18 protein-coding genes are annotated in these 16,585 nt (G+C 71.9%); 10 read left to right on the forward strand and 8 right to left on the reverse strand.

Features of this window, described 5'->3' with window-relative positions; all coding sequences use genetic code 11:
- The first annotated feature begins 47 nt into the window (after nt 1-47).
- Entirely contained in the window at nt 48-251 is a 204-nt protein-coding gene (gene bldC / locus ABGB17_RS28755) for a developmental transcriptional regulator BldC (RefSeq protein ID WP_013133571.1), read from the forward strand.
- 176 nt (nt 252-427) lie between these two features.
- On the opposite strand, the gene ABGB17_RS28760 is transcribed toward bldC, so the two are convergent.
- The gene (locus tag ABGB17_RS28760; RefSeq protein ID WP_347635050.1) at nt 428-1,117 is read right to left on the reverse strand and encodes a TetR/AcrR family transcriptional regulator; all 690 of its coding nucleotides are present in this window, start codon (nt 1,115-1,117) and stop codon (nt 428-430) included.
- A 264-nt stretch (nt 1,118-1,381) separates the two neighbouring features.
- On the opposite strand from ABGB17_RS28760, the gene ABGB17_RS28765 reads away from it, so the two are divergent.
- The 3 genes from ABGB17_RS28765 to ABGB17_RS28775 all read left to right on the forward strand — a co-directional run bounded on the left by ABGB17_RS28765 (nt 1,382) and on the right by ABGB17_RS28775 (nt 3,795).
- Entirely contained in the window at nt 1,382-2,470 is a 1,089-nt protein-coding gene (locus ABGB17_RS28765; RefSeq protein WP_347635051.1) for a LacI family DNA-binding transcriptional regulator, read from the forward strand.
- Between the two features lie 72 nt (nt 2,471-2,542).
- Complete coding sequence (locus tag ABGB17_RS28770; RefSeq protein ID WP_347635053.1) at nt 2,543-2,791, forward strand: hypothetical protein; 249 nt, start codon at nt 2,543-2,545, stop codon at nt 2,789-2,791.
- 143 nt (nt 2,792-2,934) lie between these two features.
- Nucleotides 2,935-3,795: an N-acetylmuramoyl-L-alanine amidase gene (locus ABGB17_RS28775; protein WP_347635055.1), complete on the forward strand. Its 861-nt coding sequence runs from the start codon at nt 2,935-2,937 to the stop codon at nt 3,793-3,795.
- Here ABGB17_RS28775 and ABGB17_RS28780 read toward each other — a convergent pair.
- Together ABGB17_RS28780 and ABGB17_RS28785 are read right to left on the reverse strand one after the other, a co-directional pair.
- Entirely contained in the window at nt 3,780-4,886 is a 1,107-nt protein-coding gene (locus ABGB17_RS28780; protein WP_347635057.1) for a quinone-dependent dihydroorotate dehydrogenase, read from the reverse strand. The two genes, ABGB17_RS28775 and ABGB17_RS28780, sit on opposite strands and share 16 nt — an antisense overlap.
- Nucleotides 4,887-4,914: 28 nt before the next feature.
- Entirely contained in the window at nt 4,915-5,619 is a 705-nt protein-coding gene (locus tag ABGB17_RS28785) for a GAF and ANTAR domain-containing protein (RefSeq protein ID WP_347635059.1), read from the reverse strand.
- A 578-nt stretch (nt 5,620-6,197) separates the two neighbouring features.
- On the opposite strand from ABGB17_RS28785, the gene ABGB17_RS28790 reads away from it, so the two are divergent.
- Nucleotides 6,198-7,340: a glutamate--cysteine ligase gene (locus ABGB17_RS28790; RefSeq protein WP_347635061.1), complete on the forward strand. Its 1,143-nt coding sequence runs from the start codon at nt 6,198-6,200 to the stop codon at nt 7,338-7,340.
- Nucleotides 7,341-7,536: 196 nt separating this feature from the next.
- On the opposite strand, the gene ABGB17_RS28795 is transcribed toward ABGB17_RS28790, so the two are convergent.
- Together ABGB17_RS28795 and ABGB17_RS28800 are read right to left on the reverse strand one after the other, a co-directional pair.
- Nucleotides 7,537-9,099: an NAD(P)-binding domain-containing protein gene (locus tag ABGB17_RS28795; RefSeq protein ID WP_347635062.1), complete on the reverse strand. Its 1,563-nt coding sequence runs from the start codon at nt 9,097-9,099 to the stop codon at nt 7,537-7,539.
- Nucleotides 9,099-9,662 carry a peroxidase-related enzyme gene (locus tag ABGB17_RS28800; RefSeq protein WP_347635064.1) on the reverse strand — a complete coding sequence of 188 codons (564 nt, stop codon included), beginning with the start codon at nt 9,660-9,662 and terminating at the stop codon, nt 9,099-9,101. Before ABGB17_RS28800 ends, ABGB17_RS28795 begins: the two co-directional genes overlap by 1 nt.
- 364 nt (nt 9,663-10,026) lie before the next feature.
- Between ABGB17_RS28800 and ABGB17_RS28805 the strand changes: the two genes are divergently transcribed.
- A complete protein-coding gene (locus ABGB17_RS28805; RefSeq protein ID WP_347635066.1) occupies nt 10,027-10,422 on the forward strand; it encodes a nuclear transport factor 2 family protein in 396 nt (131 codons plus the stop codon).
- Nucleotides 10,423-10,663: 241 nt separating this feature from the next.
- Here ABGB17_RS28805 and ABGB17_RS28810 read toward each other — a convergent pair whose 3' ends face one another.
- Nucleotides 10,664-11,326: a carboxymuconolactone decarboxylase family protein gene (locus ABGB17_RS28810; protein WP_347635068.1), complete on the reverse strand. Its 663-nt coding sequence runs from the start codon at nt 11,324-11,326 to the stop codon at nt 10,664-10,666.
- 377 nt (nt 11,327-11,703) lie between these two features.
- Here ABGB17_RS28810 and ABGB17_RS28815 point away from each other — a divergent pair, with 377 nt between their 5' ends.
- The gene (locus ABGB17_RS28815; RefSeq protein ID WP_347635070.1) at nt 11,704-12,336 is read left to right on the forward strand and encodes a hypothetical protein; all 633 of its coding nucleotides are present in this window, start codon (nt 11,704-11,706) and stop codon (nt 12,334-12,336) included.
- Nucleotides 12,337-12,385: 49 nt separating this feature from the next.
- Here the strand turns inward: ABGB17_RS28815 and ABGB17_RS28820 are convergent, their stop codons facing one another.
- On the reverse strand, nt 12,386-12,802 hold the full coding sequence (locus ABGB17_RS28820) for a hypothetical protein (RefSeq protein ID WP_347635071.1): 417 nt from the start codon (nt 12,800-12,802) through the stop codon (nt 12,386-12,388).
- Nucleotides 12,803-13,078: 276 nt separating this feature from the next.
- Between ABGB17_RS28820 and ABGB17_RS28825 the strand changes: the two genes are divergently transcribed.
- A complete protein-coding gene (locus ABGB17_RS28825; protein WP_347635073.1) occupies nt 13,079-13,837 on the forward strand; it encodes a MerR family transcriptional regulator in 759 nt (252 codons plus the stop codon).
- Entirely contained in the window at nt 13,837-14,478 is a 642-nt protein-coding gene (locus ABGB17_RS28830) for a hypothetical protein (RefSeq protein ID WP_347635075.1), read from the forward strand. The genes ABGB17_RS28825 and ABGB17_RS28830 overlap by 1 nt, the downstream gene beginning before the upstream one ends.
- On the opposite strand, the gene ABGB17_RS28835 is transcribed toward ABGB17_RS28830, so the two are convergent.
- Nucleotides 14,463-15,542: a hypothetical protein gene (locus tag ABGB17_RS28835; RefSeq protein WP_347635077.1), complete on the reverse strand. Its 1,080-nt coding sequence runs from the start codon at nt 15,540-15,542 to the stop codon at nt 14,463-14,465. The two genes, ABGB17_RS28830 and ABGB17_RS28835, sit on opposite strands and share 16 nt — an antisense overlap.
- A 201-nt stretch (nt 15,543-15,743) precedes the next feature.
- Between ABGB17_RS28835 and ABGB17_RS28840 the strand changes: the two genes are divergently transcribed.
- Complete coding sequence (locus ABGB17_RS28840; RefSeq protein WP_347635078.1) at nt 15,744-16,574, forward strand: aminoglycoside phosphotransferase family protein; 831 nt, start codon at nt 15,744-15,746, stop codon at nt 16,572-16,574.
- Nucleotides 16,575-16,585 lie beyond the last annotated feature (11 nt).

A 16,585-nucleotide genomic window follows, 5' to 3' on the forward strand; every position in this document is an offset into this window, starting at 1 on the left:
AAGTCGCAGGATCGCTGTCGCCGGTCCACGGAGGAGAGGCCGCACAAATGTCAGCTCGTACACCCGAGGCCGAGCCACTGCTCACCCCGGCGGAGGTCGCCACCATGTTCCGCGTCGACCCCAAGACCGTTACTCGGTGGGCGAAGGCGGGCAAGTTGACGTCCATCCGCACCCTCGGCGGTCACCGGCGTTACCGGGAGACCGAGGTCCGGGCGCTGCTCGCGGGCATCCCGCAGCAGCGATCGGAGTGACACGAGGTCCGTCACGGACCTACTAGGGGGGAGAACCGGCGCGCTCGCGTCCCGTATGTGAGCGCGTCATCAACACCGCACAGCCGTGGCCCTGAGCCGCGCGGGCCGGTTCCCCGGCCCGCCCGCACAGAGGGCGCACGGGCCGGTGTGGAGGCGCCGTCCGCGCCGGCGCCACCTCACTGGGCCCGCATCGGCAGCAGGTCCGCGAGCAGCACGTTCACCTGGTGATCGTGCCGGGCGGCCACGCCGAGCAGCGCCGTCATCTGGTCCACGAGCAGGCTCTCCAGAGTCGCCCGGTCCATGTCGCGGTTCTCCAGCCAGTCCAGCCCCGCGATCTCGACCGACGCGATCCACGACCGCAGCGTCACCCGCAGCGCCGCCCCGGGCTCCTCCACCCGCATGCGATGCGTGATCATCCGCAGCATGCGGCGCCGCACGCTCTCCACGATCTCGCCGACCTCGCCCGTGCGGTTGGCCGGGCCGCCGCGCAGCAGGGCCGCGAAACCGGCCGCGTGGTCCTCGACGAAGTCGAAGTACCGCGTCAGCCCGTCGGCGATCTCCTCCAGGGCACTCCCCCCGCCGACCGGCCGCAGCCGTTCCTCCAGCTCCTCCGCCGCGCCGCGCAGCGCCGTGACGTAGAGCTCCTGCTTGCCGCCGAAGTAGTGATAGACGAGCGCACGGGACGCACCCGCGGCGGAGGCGACGTCGTCCACCGAGACGTCCTCCGCGTCGTGCTTGCTGAACAACTCCAGCGCCGCCGCCATCAGCTCCTCGCGCCGCCGGTCCACACTGAGCCGGCGGCGCGCCGGCCGTGAGCCGCCCGGTGGATGGTCGTGCGCGTCCGGAGCTCGTGATGTCGCACCCACACTGCGCACCCTAACCGAGGGGTGCCGGGCGAACGCGCGGAGAATGAGCGGTCACCTCGGCGCGCGACACCCCCGTACCCCCATTTTCCGCACATCGCCCTCGACGACCTGCACGGATCACTCACCGCACCGAATATCACAGAACACCTGACCAGGGACATTCGGGCTCGTGCGGAAAACAGGCGTACCCTCGACGCGACTCGATCGTTTGGTCTGACAGGTGCACATCCACTCAGCGTGGGGAGAACCATGTCAGGACCGTCCATGCAGACGACCTCCCGCTACCGAGCGGATCTCGGCACGGCCGCTCCGGCCCTGGGCGACGCCCACGGGCCGCGCCCCCGGCCGACGATCCGCAACGTGGCCGAGCGGGCGGGTGTCTCGAAGTCGCTGGTCTCTCTGGTGTTGCGGGGGTCGCCACACGTCAGCGAGCACCGGCGCGAAGCGGTGCTGCAGGCGGCCAGGGAACTCGGCTACCGCCCGAACGCGGTCGCCCGCAGCCTCGTCGAAGGCCGCACCCACCTCGTGGGGGCCCTCGTGGCCGACCTGCACAACCCTTTCTACGCCGAGTTCCTCGACGGCTTGCAGGAGAGCCTGCACGGCGACGGCCTGCGGCTGCTGATCGGCAGCGGCCGGTGGGACCCCGCGTTCGAGGAGGAGGCCGTCGAGGCGTTCCTCGAACTGCGCGTGGACGGCCTGGTGCTGCTCGGCGTGTCCCCCTCCAGCGAGACGCTGGCCGAGGCGGCGGCGTACACCCCGACGGTGGTCGTGGGCGAGCGTGACGTCGAGCTGGAGAGCGTGGACATCGTGGTGGACGACGACGAGCTCGGCGCCGGGCTCGCGGTGGACCACCTGGTGGAGCTCGGCCACCGGCGCATCGCGCACATCGAGGGCACCCCCTCGTCCTCGGCCCGGTTCCGCTGCGAGGGCTACCTGGTGGCGATGCGCAGGCACGGCCTCGCGCCGCACATCATGGTGGAGCACGGCGACTTCACCGAGGAGGGCGGACGGCGGGCCGCCCGCTCGCTCCTGGAGCGCTCCCCCCGGCCCACCGCCATCTTCGCGGCGAACGACGTCGCGGCGCTCGGCGTGCTGGTCGCGGCCAGCGAGCTCGGGCTGCGGGTGCCGGAGGACCTGTCGGTCGTCGGGTACGACAACACCCACCTGGCGGCGATCCACCACATCTCCCTCACCAGCCTGGACCAGCCGCGGCGGGCCATGGGCAGGTCGGCCGCCACGCTGCTGAGCGACCGCATCACCGACCCGGGCAAAACGGCCAGGCTGCGCCAGGTCACGCCTCGCCTGGTGGTCCGGCACAGCACCGGCCCGGCGCCAAGCGAGCCCCAAGGGTAGGTCAACCTCCACGGCTACGGCCGCCCGCCGGTGTTGACTCAGAGGTCAGGAGCGTCGGCACCGGAGGTAGACATGCGTGATCCAGAACTGGTGTCCTGCGCGCAGCGCGCGGCGGCCGAGCTCGAACGCGCCTGGGCGCACTGGCGGGCCGCGCGGGGCAAGGACGGCGAGTGCGCGACCGAGTCGGTCGCCAGCTACGTCGCCCATTCCATCGACCATCCCTGGGGACGTCCCCGGGTGGTCCTCGGCCTGGACGCGGACGAGGCGCGCGACCTCGCGGCGCTGCTCCAGCGGCAGGAACTCGGCGAGCACGCCTGGTGAACCCCGGCCGGGGGAACTGCCGCAGGCACACGAAGCCGACGTCATCCTGCGCGAGGTGAGTCCCCGATCGGGCGAAACGTCCAGGTCATTACGCCGGTACGCGTAAGTTGGATGCGGACAGGTCGCCTGCGAAGGGATCTTTCGTGACCAGCCGAGCACTCGCCGCCGCCTGCCTGGCCCTCGCCGGGCTGGGCGCCGCCGCCTGCGGGGGCACGCCGAGCTCCGCGGCGGACGCCGCCCCCGGCCCCGCCGCCCGCGCCCCGGAGAACGCCGCCGAGACCGCCGCCGCACCGGTGTCCACCGGCGCCGCGCGGGCCCCGAAGGCCGAGACCGCGCCGGACAAGCCGCTGAGCGGCAAGGTGATCGTCATCGACCCCGGCCACAACGGCGGCAACTACCGCGACCCGGCGGCCGTCAACAAGAAGGTGAACGTCCTCACCCAGTGGAAGCCGTGCGACACCACCGGCACCTCCACCGACGACGGGTACTCCGAGGCCGCCTTCACCTGGGACGTCGCCAAGCGCATGGTCAAGCTGCTGAAGGCCGAGGGCGCCACGGTGAAGCTGACCCGTAAGGACAACACCGGCGTGGGGCCCTGCATCACCGAGCGGGCGGCCATCGGCAACGACGCGCACGCCGACGCCGCGATCTCCGTGCACGCCGACGGCGCCCCGGCGGGGAACCGCGGCTTCCACGTGATCATGCCGAAGAAGATCGGCGGACCGGTGGACCCCGTGGTGGGCGCGTCCAAGCGGCTCGGCCTCGCCGTGCGCGAGGCGTTCCGCGACGGCACCGGGCTGCCGTACTCGACCTACATCGGCAAGGACGCCCTCGACTACCGCAACGACCTCGGCGGGCTCAACCTCTCCACGGTGCCGAAGGTCTTCATCGAGACCGGCAACATGCGCAACCCGTCGGACGCCGCCCGGCTGAAGGACCCGGCGTTCCGGCAGCGGATCGCCCAGTCGCTGGCCGAGGGGCTGCGGTCCTACCTGGAGCCCTGAGCCCGCTCCACCGGCGGGGCGGCGGGCTCGCTCACCAAGCCGACCACCTCGCCGATCGTGGCGTACCCGTGGCGGCGCAGGCGGCGCGACAGGTCGCGGTTGATCCGCCAGGCCCACAGCGGCCCGTGGTAGATCATGCCGGTGTATCCCTGCACCAGCGTGGCCCCGGCGAGCAGGCGCTCCCAGACGTCGTCCACGTCCTCCACGCCGCCCACCGACACCAGGGTGAGCCGGTCCCCCACGCGGGCGCGCAGCCGGCGCAGCACCTCGAGGGAACGGGCCTTCAGCGGCCGGCCGGACAACCCGCCGGTCTCGGCGGCCGCGGCGTCGGTCAGGCCCTCACGGGCGATGGTGGTGTTGGTGGCGATCACCCCGGCCAGGCCGAGCTCGACCGCGAGGTCGGCCACCGCGTCGATGTCGCCGTCCGCGAGGTCCGGCGCGATCTTCACCAGCACCGGGGTGCGCCCGGCGGCACGCCGCACGTCCTCCAGGAGGGGCCGCAGCAGCGCCACCGCCTGAAGGTCGCGGAGGCCCGGGGTGTTGGGCGAGCTGACGTTGACCACGAGGTAGTCGGCGAGGGGGGCCAGAAGGCGCGCCCCGGCCACGTAGTCGCGGCGGGCCAGCTCCTCGGGGATGACCTTGGTCTTGCCGATGTTCACCCCGACCACCGCCGGCACCGCGCGGGGCCTGCGCAGCCGCCGGGCGGCACGCGCGGCCCCCGCGTTGTTGAAGCCCATGCGGTTGACGATCGCGCGGTCCGCGGGGAGGCGGAACAGCCGCGGCCGGGCGTTGCCCGGCTGGGCGTGCGCCGTGACGGTGCCCACCTCGACGTGGCCGAACCCGAACGCCGCCAGCGCCTCCACACACCCGGCGTCCTTGTCGAACCCCGCCGCCAGCCCGAACGGGCTCGGGAAGTGCACCCCGAAGGCCCGCACGCGCAGCGCCTCGTCCCGGGGGGCGAGGCCGCGGTACAGCCGGCGCTTCAGGAACGGCGCCACCGAGAGCACACGCAGGGCCCGGATGGTGGCGTGGTGCACGGCCTCGGCGTCCATCCGCCTGAGCAGCAGGTCGAAGAGCAGTCGATACATCATCGTTCAGGGTAGCGGGGGTCCGCGGGCCTCACGCGGGCGGCGCCTGCTCGCCGAGGATCTCCGCGGCGAGGTCCGCCACGCGGCGGCGGCTGTCCCTGGCCCGCTTGCGCAGCCCGGTGAACGCCTCGGCCGCGGTGATGTCGTGCTTGCCCATCAGGTAGCCGATGGCCCGCTCGATCACTATCCGGTAGTCCAGGGCGTACTGGAGCTGGTCGGCCAGCACGCTCTTCTCCTCGGCGCGCACGGCCGCCGCCAGCACCTCCTCGATGACGTGGGCGTACGCCATGAGGGCCTGGGTGTCGCTCTCCTCCCACTCCTGCGGCTCGGCCTGGTAGACGTTCAGCGTGCCGACCGGCCCGTTGCCGAGGCGCACCGGCACGCCGGCGACGGCCCGCACGCTCGGGTGCAGCAGGGGGGCGAGGTCCGGCCATCGCTCGTCCTGCTGCACGTCGCTCGTGGTCACCGCGCCGTTGCTGAAGAACGCAGAGACGCACGGCCCGCGGCCGACCGCCGCCTGCGCGTGCTCCAGGCTGCGCCCGGCCTCGTCGGTGGTCACGAGGTAGCGCAGCCGTTTGCTCTCGTCGGCGAACATCAACCCGGCGCCCGCGTAGCCGAACAACCGGTCCACCACACGCACGATGCGTTCCAGATGGTGGACGACCCCGGTGGCCTCAGTGGTCTTCTGAAGGCCTCGCAGGCTCGCCACCAGCGCCTCAGGATCTATACGCGTCATCTTCCATCCTCTTGTCAAACCTCACCATTCACGGCGCGACCCATGGGGAAGCAGGGACTTTTTTACTGCCACCTGCCCGAAATCGGGCACAACAGTCCCGTTTCCCCGTGCAGCGAAGATCGATGGACCGCACGGCACTGGGTATCGAGGGTGTCCTGGCCCTGTAGACCGGCATGCTTGACACGCCGCCCGGCCGACGGGAGGAATGGGTGAGCGCGGCCGGGAACCCGGCGAAGCCTGAGCGCGCTCGACAAGGTCGACGCCCGTGCCAATGGCGGTGCCACCTCCGTTTGAGGGAGCTCCGCGGACACAGGGCGGAATGATCTGCGGCAAAGCGTAGTGCGGCGCGACGATTAAGGCCAAGTGGTTCACTCGCCCCGCCCCAGGAAATCGGCGCAGTCCGGCGCGGGGCACGGCCAGGCCCCCTAAGCGGGACCGGGGTACCCCAGGGGCTCGTCCACAGAATCGGCCGTGCGGCCAGCGAATCGCGGCCTGGATGGGTAACGTTGCGTCGTCGCCCCGGTACCCTCGCGCGGCGACGCCTGTTCCCTCTGCTTCCGGTCCCAGGCGGGAGAGCCATGACGGCGACCATCGAATCACCGGTTCCCGTGCCCTTCGCACCACTTTGCCCGCTGGTCGGGGTGGAGGAGGAGTACCTCATCGTCGATCCGGCGAGCCGGGCGGTGACACCGCGCGCGGCCGAGCTGTTCGAGCGGTCCGCCGCCGAGCTCGGCGACCTCGTGTGCACGGAGATCACCCGGTACCAGCTCGAGGCCAAGACGCCGCCGTGCACGGCCGCCGCCGAGCTGGAGGGCCATCTGCGCCGCCTGCGCGCCACGGTGTCGGCCTCGGCGCACGAGCTCGGTCTGGCCGTGGTGGCGTCCGGCACCCCTGTGCTCGGCGACGTCGTGCCGCCCCTGATCACCGACCATCCGCGGTACGGCGTGGGCATCGCCACCTACCGCGCGCTGCACGACGAGCAGACCATCTGCGCGGGCCACGTGCACGTCCACCTGCCTGACCGCGAGCGGGCCGTGCTGGTGAGCAACCACCTGCGGCCGTGGCTGCCGGTGCTGATCGCGATGCTGGCCAACTCGCCGTTCTGGGCGGGCCGGGACACGGGGTACGCGAGCTGGCGGGCGCTGAGCTGGTCCAAGTGGCCGGTGGCCGGCCCTCCGCCGTACTTCCGCTCGCTGGCGCACTACGACGAGACGGTGGCCCTGCTGACCGCGTCGGGCGCGCTGGTCGACCCCGGCACGATCTTCTGGGACGTGCGGCCGTCGTCGCGGCTGCCCACGCTGGAGGTCCGGGTCACCGACGTGCCCGCAACCGTCGAGGAGTCCGCGCTGCTGGCCGCCGTGGTGCGCGGGCTGGTGGTCACGTTCCTGTCCCGGGTGGAGGCCGGCGACCCGGGCACGGCGGTGCCCGGCGAGCTGCTGCGCGTGGCGTACTGGCGGGCCGCGCGCGACGGCCTCGACGGGCACGGTTTCGACCCGGCGTCCGGGCAACTGGTGCCCGCCGCCGACCTGGTGGCGTCCCTGCTCGACCTCATCGGCCCGGCGCTCGAGGAGGCCGGCGATCTGGACATGGTGGGGGAACGGCTCGGCCACCTGCTCAGGTACGGCACCGGGGCGGCGCGCCAGCGCGCCGAGTACGAGCGGAGCGGCCGGTTCGCCGACGTGGTCGACTTCCTGACGGCGCAGCTCACCGGCGTGCGGTAGAGCCCGCCGCGGGGGCGGGCCGGGCCGCCCCGCCCCCGCGCGGTTCACGACCGGCGGACCCGTCCCCGCGCGGGTTCACGACCGGCGGACCCGTCCCCGCGCGGGTTCACGACCGGCGGACCCGTCCCCGCGCGGGTTCACGACCGGCGGACCCGTCCCCGCGCGGGTTCACGACCGGCGGACCCGCTCCGCGCGGTCACGGCCGGGGCGAGAGCCTTGTGGTGAGGAACCGGTTCAGTGGGCGCACGTGACGTTCCTGGTCGCGCCACTGGGCTTGGAGATCCTCCAGCAGGTGCCGTTCCGCGACGAGCTCGTGGCCGTTCCAGTGCCGGATCACCGGGTGGAGGAAGGCGCACTCCTCGGCGCGGTCGGGTGTCGGGTGCCGCCTGATGGCGAACACGTCGCCCTGTTCTCGCGGCCCCCAGCGCAGGGTGACGGTGAAGAACGACGGCCGGTCGCCGAAACGCTCGACCGCGTGGTCCTCGGGCAGCTCGGCGAAGTGCCGGATCCACCCGTCCTCCTCGTCCACGACGTACGCGTCACAGAGGTACTCGAACTGCGTCCACAACGCGGAGCTGTAGTTGACCCGCTCCAGCATGGTCGCGGTGAGCTGGTCGGCGTCGAGCGGCAGCACCTGGTGGGCGAGCGGCACCCCGTCGTACCGCTCGGCCAGCAGCCGGGCCAGGACCCGCAGGTTGTAGCGGAAGCCGTCGATGAAGGCCGAGGAGGCACGCTTGAAGTCGCGGGCCTGCATGAGCGTGCCCGCGAAGTACAGGCCGTCCACGTTGGCGGACCGGAAGTCGGGGCGGATGGCGGGCATACGGCCGCCGTGGGCGAGCTCGGGCACGCAGGAGTCGCCGAAGACGCCGGTGTCCATGGTGAAGCCGGTGCAGCGCAGCACCGTGTCGTACTCCAGCGTCGCCTGCTCACCCTCGGCGAGGGTGTAGGTGATGTCGACCTTGAACCGGTCGCCCTCGCGCCGGATGCGGTCGATCGTGCATTCGAGCACGCCGTCCAGGGTCTTGAACCAGTAAGCGTCGAGCAGCGCGCCGTACTGGCCGCGCACGTGCCCGGGGTGCTTGGTGTTCCAGGAGAACCGCACGGGGTTCGGGCTGGCCAGGTGGATGATCGCGGCATGGCCGATGAGCCCCTGGGCCGTCTCGAACGCCGAGTTGCCCTTGCCGATGACCAGCACGCGGCGGCCGGTGTGGTCCGCCCCCGTCGTGCTCATGTCCTCGTACCCGGTCGCCAGCGCGATGCCGGGGATGTCGGGGATGTACGGCCCGCCCCAGCCGGTGGCCACGATGACGCACTCGGCGCGGAAGGTCTCGCCGGCGGCGCGCACGGTGAAGAGCCCGTCGGCGTCCTTGTCGATGCGGTCCACCGGCGTGGAGAAACGCACGTTCAGGTCGTGCCGCCGCTGGAAGTCGCCGAGATAGCGCACCATCTCGTCGGCGTGCGGATAGTACTCGTGGGTGTAGTTGGCGAACTGCAGCGACGGGTCGTCGTTGAGCAGGGAGTTCCAGTCCCAGCGCAGCGCGATCTCGGGGTCCTTCTCGGTGATGTGCACCTTGTTGATGGAGATCAGCTTGCGGTGCCGGGGGTAGGTGCGGAAGAAGGCGCCGGGTGCGGCGTCCCGTTCCAGCACGACGTAGTCGGCGCCGGCCTGGCTCAGGTAGTAGGCGAGCTGGAGGCCACCAGGCCCCGCGCCGACGATCAGGTAGCGGTGGACGTTCTCGAGGGGTGCCGGCTCGGCCATCAGCGCTGCGGCTCCAGCTCGTCGTTCAGCGAGCTTCCGTAACCGTGGGTGACGATCCGGGCCGCGTTCGCCTCGTAGGCGGCGGGGTCCTCGGGCGCCCACGTGCCGAGTCCGTCGACGTACCGGTTGAACATGCAGAACGCGGCGGCGATGAGCACCGTGTCGTGGATCTCCACGTCGGTGGCCCCGGCGGCCCGCGCGGCGCCGATCTCGTGGTCGGTGACCTTGAGCCCGCCCTGCTGGACGGCCGCGGCGACGGCGAGCAGCGCCCGCATCTTCGGGGTGATGTCGGCGGTGCCGGGGTCCAGCCGGACGGCGTTCACCAGGGGCATGCCCGCGGGGAGCTGGGCGGCGGCGAAAGCCGCGTGGGAGGAGGCGCAGAAGTTGCAGTCGTTGAGCGACGACACGTACGTGGCGATGAGTTCACGCTCACCGCGGGACAGCGTGTTGTCACCGCGGAGCAGCACCTCGGCCAGGGCGTTCAGCGGGGCGGCGGTCTCCGGCCGGTAGCGCATCAACCCGACGATTCCCGGCTCATCTGTGGGCAGGGTGATATGGGGCATGGGGGCACTCCCTGTGCGACGTCTACCGGGGATGATCGTCCCAGGTAAGCACGCTGTCAACGGGCGGCGAGGGTACCCCTGTTCCCGGCCTTTCCGACATTTCCGGCAAATCGCCTGAAGCAGGCGACAAGTGCGCTGAATCCTCACACCCGGCGGAGTCGCCGGCATTTCGGCTGAATACTTACCGGTCAATCATGCCCGTCGGCCCATCCGGAAACACCCGTCAGGGTGCGGCGATTAGGGGACCCGACACAGCGAGATCACCCGGAAGTAAGTCTTGGCTCACCGTCTTGTCGGCCCGCGCACGGTGGCGTAGCGTCACCGACGCCGCCCAAAAAAAGCCGTCACTAAAGGAGGCTGATTCATGTCCGAACACCCGAACGCCATAATCGCCAAGGAAAGTTATGACGCCATCGCGAAGGGTGATTTCGATCACCTCGGGGGAGACCTCCTCAGCGACGACGTCGTCTTCCACGTGCCGGGACGCGGCCCGCTGGCCGGCGAGTACCGCGGCAAGGAGGAGGTTCTCCGCTACCTCGGCCAGTTGTCCGCCATGACGCAGAGCACCCTGCGGTTCGAGCCCCAGGCGTTCCTCGCCAGCGAGGACCACGCCGCCGTGATCCTGCGGGCGCAGGGCGAGCGTGGGGGCCAGGAGATGGACGACAACGGCGTGCACCTGTTCCGCATCAGCGACGGCAAGATCAGCGAGCGCTGGAGCTACCCGCAGGACACCTACGCCGTGGACGCGTTCTTCGCCTGATCGTCTTCCAGGTGGCCGCGTAGATCTTGACTTCTCTGAATCGCAAGAGTCCCAAGACCCCCGACCAGCTCCCTCGGGCGCTCGCGCCACCAGGACATCCGGGACCGGACACGGCGGCCGGCCGCCGTACCCCGCCCTTCCCCTCGGCCGTCACGCGATCTTCGCGTGCGCCGGGAGCGGGACCACGACGGCCGTGGTGCCGGTGACCCTGGTGGCGCGACCCCGCCGGCGACACTCCCGGTCAGCTCTCCAAGGAATCGGCCAGCACCGCGACGTAGCCCTCGGTGCGGGCGGCCCGCTCGGCGTACACGTCGGGGTCGTCGGGGGCGAAGGTGGCCAGGCCGTCGACATAGCGGTTGAACATGCAGAACGCCGCCGCGATCAGCACGGTGTCGTGGATCTCCAGGTCGGTCGCGCCGGCCGCACGGGCGTCCGCCACCTGCCCCGCGGAGACGTCACGGCCGCCGCGCTGCACCGAGCCCGCGATGCGCAGCAACGCCCGCATCTTGTCCGTCACCGGCGCGGATTCCAGGTCGTCGCAGACCTGGCGCACCAGCGTCATGCCCTCCTCCAGTCGCACCGCGGCGAAGGCCGCGTGGGTGTAGAAGCAGAACCGGCACTCGTTCAACGACGACACGTAGGCCGCGATCAGCTCACGTTCGGCCCTGGTCAGCGTGCTGTCGCCGCACAGCAGCACGTCCACCAACTGGTTCATCGGGAACGCCGTCTCCGGGCGGAACCGGAACAGGCCCCGGATCCCCGGCTCGTCGGTGCCGAGGGCGATGTGCGGGCCCGTCGTGTCGTTCCCCCATCCGACATCGCAAAGCAGCCATCCGGCGTCCGGGTCGGCCGGCACCTCCACGGCTATTTTCGACTTCAGCGGCGAGCCGACTCCGTTCACCATTTCCGCCTCTTCTCGCTTTGATTTACGTACTCGCACACTCGATTCTGCGCACGCGACCAGGGCCGGAACAGCCGATCATCGATTCAGCAAGTTGCCCCGCGGCGACCGCTTCCTGCCATTGCCATGGCTTGACAAAAAGCGCGGGACAGGCCCTTGGAAGGAATTGAAATTCTGTTGTCAACGCCTTTCGCGCACGATATCCCAGGGACTTGGCGGGAACGTCGCGCTTCGCTCGCGTAATCGGACCAGCGCCGGGACCCGGTGCCGAGCATGAATTCCAGCACGCGCGAGGTGGGGGCGCGGGTCAGGGCCCGGGGCGCGACACCGGGTGTCAAAACCCGTCGCGACGGCCGTCGCGGGTGCGTAGCTTCGACGGTATGACGGAGTTCTTCACCGCACCGCCACCGCGCGAGAGCGCGCCGGTCGTGGAAAGACCCAGCCCGGCGTGGACCGGCCCGCCCTCTGGCGTCCTCGGGGCCATGTGCCCCCTCGACGTCATCCTGTTCCAGAGCGACGACCTGGTCATCGCCCTTCCCGGCGCCACCGTCTTCCCCGAAGGGGCGAAGCTCCACGTCCGGATGGGTGTCCGGCGCCGCGCGGGGACGGACGACAACGCGTGGCGTACGCGACGCGAGCTGGTGATGCGCGGTCCGCACCATGTGCCCCTCCACCCGGGTGCGCCGCTCGACGACGCGCTGCTGCGCCTCGGGGTGCGCTTCCCGGACGGCGGCAAGGCGACCACCGTCGACGGCAGGCCCGATTACGACGAATGGCCGCCGCCTCGGCCGGACCACCCCGTCCTGCGGTTCGACGGCGGTGGCGGCGGCAGCGGGGCGAGTGACGACGTCGCGACCGGGCACTGGTCCTTGTGGTTGTGGCCGCTGCCCCCGCCCGAGCGGTTCGAGTTCGCCGTCGAATGGCCCTCATGCGGCGTGCCGCTGACCTTCACCGCCCTGGACGGGCAGGCGATCGTGGCCGCGGCCGGCCGCGCCCGGCCGTTCTGGCCCTGACCTGGGGCGCTCCGCCAGTGCGCCCGGGCGCGGCGACCGCGCGGGGGTCTCAGGCCACGGCTTCGAGGCCGTTGACGGTGGAGCGGACCGGGGTGTCGTTCACGTCGTCGGCGGCGTCCCCGGTGTCGTCGGTGGTGCCTGTGCCGAGGCCGAGACCGACACCGAAGTCCGTGCCGGTGCCGGTGATGTCCTCGCCCACGTCGTCGGCGCGGTCCACCTCGTCGCTGTCCGCCTCCAGCAAGTCCGACTCGCCGTCGCCGTCGCCGTCGCCGTCGCCGTCGCCGTCGCCGTCGCCGTCGCCGTCGTCGTCCCCGTTGTCGTCATCGTCGTCGTCGCTCCATCCCCCCATGACGAGCGATGTGCCCGCGCCGGCGCTCGGCGCGGTGACGACGGTGAGGCTGACGAGTCCACCGGTGATCGCCACCATGGCCGCCAGCAGCGCGGCGTGTTTCTTGACGTCGGGCATTGTTCTCCCCCTTGACACGACGGAGCCGGCACACGCATGGCCCGCTTCCCGGCCCCGGCGCGCCCGGCTCCTTATGATCCGCTTCCCACTCGCCTTACTATCCGGGCATCTCATACGACAAACAGGCATTGCACGATCTTGATAGCTATTTAATGGCCTCTCACATACTTAAATATGAAATCCCTCGCAATCAGGACTAAAGGGAAATAACTCCTGGCGCGCCGGCTGCCGCACCCGGCTTGACCTTGACGTAGCGTCAACGTCTCTAATGAGGGCATGCGAATCGGCGAGCTCGCCGCGCTGGTCGGGGTGTCCACCCAGACCGTGCGGCACTACCACCACCTCGGCCTGCTGCCCGAGCCCGCGCGGCTGGCCAACGGCTACCGCGAGTACCGGCTGCGCGACGCCGTCGTCCTCGCGCGGGTGCGCAGGCTGGCCGAGCTCGGGCTGTCCCTCGACGAGATCCGCGACGTGCTGGCCGACGACCAGGGCCGGGAACTGCGCGAGGTGCTGGGGGAGCTGGACGCCGACCTCGCCCGGCAGCAGGACGCCATCGCCGCCCGGCGCGCCCGGCTGGCCGCGCTGCTGGCCCGGCCCGACCTGGAGCCCGACTCCACCGTCTCCCCCGAGATGGCCGACGTGCTGCGCGACCTGTACGCGGCGGGCTCGCGCTTCGCCGAGGTGGACCGCGACCTGCTCACGCTGATGGACACCACGGCCGAACCGGCCGCCAGGGACGCGGTGCTCGACCTGATGCGCCCGCTCACCGAGCCCGCCGCGCTCGCCCGGGGCCACGAGCTGTACGCCCGGCTGGACGCGGTCGCCGGCGCCTCCCCCGGCGACCCGCGGGTCACCGAGCTGGCCGCCGACCTGGCGGCCCACATCCCCGGCGAGATGGCCGCGGCGATGGTCGAGCACCTGCCCGCGGGCGAGGACGGCGACCAGCCGTGGCTGGAGATGATGGGCGACGAGCTGACCCCCGCCCAGACCGAGGTCTTCCGTCAGGCCGTGCGCATCCTGGCCGGGAGGACGTGATGCTCGGCGACATCGCCCGCCGGCTGGTGCCGGTGCAGGTGCGCCGGATCATGGGCTTCGACGCCAAGGGCATGTACAGCCTGGTCCTGTGGGTCACCCGCCGCCGCCACGGGGTGCCGCCCGGCGGCACCGCGCTGCCGTACGCGCGGGAGCAGTCGTCGCCGCTGCTGATCTTCCTGTTCGTCCTGGTGGTGGAGACGGTCGTGTTCGACCTGCTGCTGCGCGGCATCGGCGCGCCGGAGTGGCTCCGGCTCCCGGTGCTGGCGGTGGACCTCTACTCCATCGCCGCCGTCATCGCCATCGCCGCGGGCTGCGTCACCCGGCCCCACGTCGTCACCCCGGACGAGCTGCGTGTCCGCTACAGCGCGTTCTTCGACCTGCGCGTCCCCCGCGACCTCGTCACATCGGCCCGCCTGTCGGTGGACCACAACGAGTCCGGCATGGTCCGTCTCCACGACACGCACCTCAGCGTGGCCGTCGGGTCCCGGACCAACATCGTGGTCGAGCTCGCCGGACCCGTCACCGTCACCCTGCCGCTGGGCCGCCGCGCCGAGGCGACCCGCATCCGTTTCTTCACCGACACCCCGGCCGCCGCGCTGGCGGCCCTGACCCGGCACGACGAGTCTCAGTCGCTCCGCTGAATCAGCTCGAACATGTGGGCGACCTGCCCCTCGTCCACCGTGTACGCCCCGACGGCCCAGTGCCGGTCCGTGCCGCGGATCGGCGCGAGCGCGGTCATCTGGTCGGCCCGGCCCCCGGCGGGCAGCTCACCCGCCACGGTCGTCCAGCCTGTGCCGTCGTGGCGCCAGTACATCGGCGGGCCCTCGAAGCCCTCCGGGTCGCCGGTGACCCACACCTCGCCCCCGCCGCCGCTGATCGCCAGCGTGATCTGGCCCTCGTCCGGCAGGCCCACGTCCTGCCAGCCGGTGCCGTCCCAGTGCAGGACGGCCGGGACAGCCTCCTCGCCGCGCTGGGCGCCGCCGGTCACCCAGACCGACGTGGGTGACTCGGCCCAGATGTCCTGGATCGCCATGCCGTTCCCCGGCATCGGCACCGGGGTCCACTCCTCGCCGTCCCAGTGGCTGGTGTACGGCTGGACCGAACCGTCCGCGGTGACCGCGTACCCGGCGAGCCACGCGTCGGCGGCGGTCCTGGCGTCGATCGCCTTGATGGACACCAGCGGTGGCAGCGCGGTCGTCTCCCAGCCGCCCGCCCCGCGGCGGGCCACCCAGGTCTCCCCGGCCAGCCAGGTGGCGCCCCGCACCACGGCGAGCTCGGCGTAGCTGACGGACCCGCCCCCGGGCGGCTCGGGCATCGGGACCTCGCGCCATCGGGTGCCGTCGAAGCGCGCGACCGCCGCGCCGGTCTGGCTCCAGCCGTAGACCCACACGTTCCGCGGCGAGGAAGCGCTCACCGAGTACCAGTAGTTCACCTTCGGCAGCTCCGCGGCCGGCACCCGCCGCCAGCGTGCGCCGTCCCACCGCAGCACGACGCCGTGCGCCCTGCCGGTCGCCCCGGTCTGCTGCCCCGCCGCCCAGGCGGCGTCCCTGCCGGGGGCGGTGACCGAGTGCAGGTACGCCTCCGGCAGCCGTCCGGCCTGCGAGGTCGTCCAGCGGGGTTCCCTGGCGGCGGCTGTCGCGGTCCCCGCCAGCAGGGTCACGAGCACGCCGGTCACGGCGGTCGTACGGGTGAGAGCCGTTCTCATGGCGATCCTTCCCCGCCGCCGGGCGGGCGGCGTTCGCGGTCGAATCACGCGCTCCTTGATGGGACGGTAGACCGTCGCGGGGCGGCCGTTAACCGGACGGCGGCTCAACCCTGGGTGAAGGGAACGTGACGCGCACGCGTACGGCAGACGTCGCCAGGACGGCCGCGGGGGCGCTCCACAGGTTGTGGAATACTCGCGCACATGACAGGGCCGCCGACTTCCCCCGGCGAGGAACCACTGTTCGGTGACGGTGTGACAGAGGGCATCGTGCGGGTCGGCGACACCGTCCGGCGCCCGGTGCGGCCGTTCACGGCGACGATCCACGCGTATCTGGCGCATCTGCGTGCGGCCGGGTTCCACGACGCGCCCGAGCCGCTCGGCTTCGACGAGCAGGGGCGTGAGGTGCTCTCGTTCGTGCCGGGTGACGTGCCACGCGAACCCCTGCCCGCGGGGACCGCGGGCGACGAGGTGCTGGTGGCGCTGGCGCGGCTGGTCCGGCGGCTGCACGACGCGGCCGAGGGGTGGGAGCCGCCGCCGGACGCGGTCTGGGGCGGCATCCCCCCGGCTCCCGGCGGCGTTCCCGCCGCGGACGGCAAGGCGCTGATCGTGGGCCATCGCGACTACTGCCCGGGCAACGTCGTCTTCCGGGACGGCCTGCCCGCCGCGCTCATCGACTTCGACCTCGCCAAGCCGACCACGCGGGTCACCGACATCGCCAACGCCCTCTACTACTGGGCGCCCCTGACCGACCCCGCGGACCGCCCGCCGGCCTTCGCCGGCCTCGACGTCCCCCGCCGGGTGGCCCTGTTCGCCGACGGGTACGGCATGTCCACCCGCCAGCGGCAGGCCCTGATGCCCGCCGCGAAGGCCATGGTGGCCCGCTTCCACACCGGCATGCGCGCCGCCGCGGAGGTGGACCCGGTCTTCGCCCGCTACTGGGCCGAGGGCGCCAAGGACCGCCTGCCCCGCGCTCACGCCTGGATCCGCGACCACGCCACCGAGGTCACCGCGCGGCTCCTCGACGGCCGCTGATCCACCGCGGT

Source organism: Sphaerisporangium sp. B11E5 (genome assembly GCF_039871875.1).
Taxonomy (GTDB): domain Bacteria; phylum Actinomycetota; class Actinomycetes; order Streptosporangiales; family Streptosporangiaceae; genus Sphaerisporangium.